Below are 3058 nucleotides of genomic sequence, written 5' to 3'. Positions count from 1 at the left end.
CCCCTGTTGCGTGAATGGCATCTGGTGCGTCAAGGCCTGTGATCAGGCGAGTTCACCGAGACGCTGCGGCGCCTGTCCTCGAGGGCGGTGTCGGATCGGCAGTGGTTCGAGTTCCTGTACGCCTGGTACCCGATGTCGGAGGAGCAGGGCCGCTCCCGCACGATCGCGACCGGTGTGCGTGAGGAGTTGGTGTTGATGTCCTCCGGTGTGGCCGGGGTGCTGCCGTACGGCGCCTTGGTCGATGGTCCGAGAGTGTCGTCCGACCGCTACGTCACCGTCGATCCGACGTGGCTTTCTCCCGAGTCGGTATCGCCGGTCTTCGGTGCGGGTTCATTGCAGAGGTGACGGGTTTAATGGCTTGGCCGGGTGCCGAGTCATACAAAATCTTGTATATTGGTGGTGGAAGAAGATCCAGTTCCTGGGTCCGCGCTGGAGGATCTTCGTGGATTCCCCGCTGCGGTTCGTCGTCGGTGCGGTTATCAACTCGACCGCGTTCAGCAGGGGCTCGCGCCGACGGACTGGAAACCGATGGTGAGTGTGGGTTCTGGTGTGCAGGAGATACGGGTACGCGATCGATCGGGAGCTTTCCGCGTCATCTACGTGGCGAAATTCGCAGACCGGGTGGGTTTCCTGCACTGCTTCCAGAAGAAGACTCAGAAAACGTCGGCGGCGGACTTGGCTCTCGCGACGAAGCGGTACCAGCAGGTGATAGCGGACGACAGGAATGGTGAGCGGTGATGAGCGATGAAATCTATGGCAGCGTATGGGATGCCATCGAGGACACTCCGCAGGAGGCGGAGAACATGCGACTGCGGTCGAATCTGCTGATCGCGCTGTCTCGGCGYATCGAGACCGAAGGATGGACCCAGAAAAACGCGGCCGCCCGGCTTGGTGTGACGCAGCCGCGGGTGTCGGATCTGATTCGCGGCAAGATCGACCTGTTCAGTCTGGATGCTTTGGTCAACATGGTCTCGGCCGCTGGACTCCACGTCGATATGACGGTGAGGGCGGCCGCGTAGCACCGGAGGCCTGACCCGAGGGCTGTACGGAGATTTCGGGTCGGACTTGTGGGCAACCTCAACGGCTGAATCTGCACCGCCCAAACACATCTGAACCCGGTCCGGAGGTCGGCACGGCCGATGATGGTGGGTGTGGATGAGGTAACCACCACCGGCGGGGTCGGGGCGGGGTTGGCGGATTTCGCTGGGGGTGTGCGTGGGTCTGCTGGTGGGTTCTTCTGTTATGTGCCGGCGGTGATGGTGTGGCAGCACTTTTTTCGTTGTTCCGCGACCTCGGGTGTATCCGCATGGTTCGTTTACGTCGTTCGGGTCGGATCCGCCGCCGGCCGGGTATTGGGTGAGTTGGGCGGCACGGGCGGTGCTGGTTGTGGTGTTCGGATTGGTGACGGTTTCGTGGCGGCCCGCCCGGTAGTTCGCTGTGCCGTTGGTAGTGCGCGTTCGTGCTGATGGCGGCAATGGTGGCGTGGATCTTCATGTCGATAGAGCCGTTCTTCACCCCCGACTGAACTTGCCATTCGGGTTGTTCGGTGTCGAGGGCGTCGGTGTGAGTGCGAGTGTATTCGGTTGTCGTTGAGGCGGATGGGGATGCGGTGGGCGGGGTCTGGGGTGGGCCTGTGGGCGAGTTCGCGTCTGGTGGTGCTCGCGCATCTCGCTGATGGGCAGGGATGCGAGGTCGGTGAGGATCTGAGCGATCCCCGCCCCGTCGGCGCACCCCGGACGCCGTCCGGTTCGACGAACGGGAGCAGCGACTGACCCAGCTCCCCGAACGTCGGCACGCGCACGCGAGCTGAACCGACAGGCAGGCGCACGTTCATTTCGCCGATTCGGCATACCGGGAGTGAACACCGACCGCCCCGTACCGGGAGGCAGTGGGGGCGTCTGGCGGTCGTGCAGGTCCGAGTGGGAACGGGGCGACATGGCATTGGTCGAGTTGTCCGCGTCGGAGGAGGGGGAGTGGGTGCTGCGGACCGCGGCGGCGTTCTGGCCGACGCCCCGATCTCGGCGGAGCAGCTGGCGCAGGTGGTGGGGCTCGATCCGGTGCGGCGGCGGTACCCCCGCCGAGGCGCTGATCTTGCTGGACTTCTTCCTCGGCGTCGACCGTCTGGCCCCGCCGGACGTACCTACCGGCAAGTAGTCGGCAGTTGCCGAAGATACTGACGGACAGGTGGATTGGCGCAGTTCTCCGTTATGGTGTACAACTTCATGAGCCAGTCAATGTGAAGCAGCTCACATCATCGGTGACGGGGAAACACAGGCATCATGCCCTGACTGTTCTCGTCGCCGGTGACCTTCGACGAAAGAGGACGCAGTGCCGACAGCCTCGACCCTCCGGACTACCCCGATCGCCGCACGCCCGCCCCGCGGTGGTGGGTCGATGAGCACCGCGGAGATCAAGTCGAGGATCGAGGCCATGTTCGCCGACCGCCGTCCGGTCGGCTCGTCGGTCGCACGCTAGAAACGAGGGGGAGACACCGTGAATGTGCTGTTGCTGATGATGTTGTTGGTGACCGCGTTCGCCGCGGTTGTGGCGATGCAGACCGACGAGCAGTCGAACTTCCGCCGCTGACCTGCGGGCCTTCGGAGTCCATCGARACGACCGGGAAACTATCTCGTTCTGGCACGTCGTGTCGATGGAGTCGTCGAACGAGTCGAGCAGAGCGAACGCCGGATCATCCGTGGTCGGTCCCGGGTGGCCGTGTCTGCGGCCGGCCACCAACTATGGCCGCGAACAAGAACGAGCAGGCGCACCTGGATAGACCTCTCGGTCGACATTGCCGAGTTCTCGGCGTCGGCAGCTCACTTTTGAACCTTCGTGTGAAATTCTTGATAGATAACAGATTCTGACTACTCTGCTGGACCAGTTACGTGGACAGGCGGGGGTAGCAGGATCTCCCACGTCACGGGTACCTCGTGGTCGGGGCTCTGCTGGGACCAATAGCAGTGGGCGTGGTACGACGTCATCAGAGCGGTGCCGTGTGTACGAAGCAGATCCATGTTTGCCCGGAACCCGTCGTGAGCGGTCTCCACTTGCCAGATGG

The 3058-nt window shown here is 63.2% G+C and carries 5 protein-coding genes and 1 pseudogene; 5 read left to right on the top strand and 1 reads right to left on the bottom strand.

Going from position 1 to position 3058, the window contains the following annotated elements; all coding sequences use genetic code 11:
• Positions 1 to 87: 87 nt before the first annotated feature.
• The 5 genes from AC1DWT_RS50550 (at position 88) to AC1DWT_RS50530 (ending at position 2475) form a co-directional block, all read left to right on the top strand.
• On the top strand, positions 88 to 345 hold the full coding sequence (locus tag AC1DWT_RS50550; protein WP_206015808.1) for a hypothetical protein: 258 nt from the start codon (positions 88 to 90) through the stop codon (positions 343 to 345).
• Between the two features lie 51 nt (positions 346 to 396).
• Positions 397 to 738 carry a type II toxin-antitoxin system RelE/ParE family toxin gene (locus AC1DWT_RS50545; protein ID WP_206015809.1) on the top strand — a complete coding sequence of 114 codons (342 nt, stop codon included), beginning with the start codon at positions 397 to 399 and terminating at the stop codon, positions 736 to 738.
• On the top strand, positions 738 to 1019 hold the full coding sequence (locus AC1DWT_RS50540; protein ID WP_072950595.1) for a helix-turn-helix domain-containing protein: 282 nt from the start codon (positions 738 to 740) through the stop codon (positions 1017 to 1019). The genes AC1DWT_RS50545 and AC1DWT_RS50540 overlap by 1 nt, the downstream gene beginning before the upstream one ends.
• 916 nt (positions 1020 to 1935) lie before the next feature.
• On the top strand, positions 1936 to 2154 hold the full coding sequence (locus AC1DWT_RS50535) for a hypothetical protein (protein ID WP_095864313.1): 219 nt from the start codon (positions 1936 to 1938) through the stop codon (positions 2152 to 2154).
• A gap of 174 nt (positions 2155 to 2328) precedes the next feature.
• Positions 2329 to 2475 carry a hypothetical protein gene (locus AC1DWT_RS50530; protein WP_179377730.1) on the top strand — a complete coding sequence of 49 codons (147 nt, stop codon included), beginning with the start codon at positions 2329 to 2331 and terminating at the stop codon, positions 2473 to 2475.
• A gap of 389 nt (positions 2476 to 2864) precedes the next feature.
• On the opposite strand, the pseudogene AC1DWT_RS50525 reads toward AC1DWT_RS50530, so the two are convergent.
• Positions 2865 to 3058 (bottom strand): annotated as a pseudogene (locus AC1DWT_RS50525) (DUF2441 domain-containing protein); the annotation flags it as partial.

The organism is Rhodococcus sp. P4_B6, from assembly GCF_056402215.1.
The sequence above is the reverse complement of the archived record's forward strand: the minus strand, read 5'-3'. Positions and strand labels throughout refer to the sequence as shown.